This is a genomic window from Paracoccus sp. FO-3 (genome assembly GCF_006386455.1).
Lineage (GTDB): Bacteria > Pseudomonadota > Alphaproteobacteria > Rhodobacterales > Rhodobacteraceae > Paracoccus > Paracoccus versutus.
This window is the reverse complement of sequence record NZ_VCBQ01000310.1, coordinates 1-468: the sequence shown is the minus strand read 5'-3', so window position 1 is coordinate 468 and position 468 is coordinate 1. Positions and strand designations below refer to the sequence as shown.

Below are 468 nucleotides of genomic sequence, written 5' to 3'. Positions count from 1 at the left end.
GCCGGGATCGGCGGCGGCGGCGGTCTCCGCCACGCTGGCCGAACCGCCGATCCCCGCCGCCTCGAAGCTCGCGGTGCGGATGGTGAAGACCTTCCTGGCGTCCTTCGACTTCACGGTCTGGATGGCGTTGCCGGCGTAGATCGGCCGCTCGAACGTATCCGCGTCGATCACCGCCGAGACGTCCGACAGCACCATCACGTCCAGAAGCGCCGCGACGCGCGGCATCACGTTCTTGGCGTCCGTCGTCGCAGGCGCCGCGATGTGGTCGTAATCGCCCGCGAGCGACACGATCAGCGCCGCGGTCGGCTCGGCCAGCCGGTGGCCGTAGAGCGCGTCTTCCGCGACCAGTACCTTGGCGACGCCGGCGATCTTCGCCGCCTCCTCGGCGGCCGCTTTCGCCGAGGCGCCGGCGCAGAGCACCGTGACATCACCCAGGCCCTTGACCGCGCCCACCGCCTTCGCCGTCGC

1 pseudogene is annotated in these 468 nt (G+C 71.6%); it reads right to left on the bottom strand.

Annotated features, from left to right (window positions below):
- Positions 1-468 (bottom strand): annotated as a pseudogene (locus FE811_RS27135) (electron transfer flavoprotein subunit alpha/FixB family protein); the annotation flags it as partial.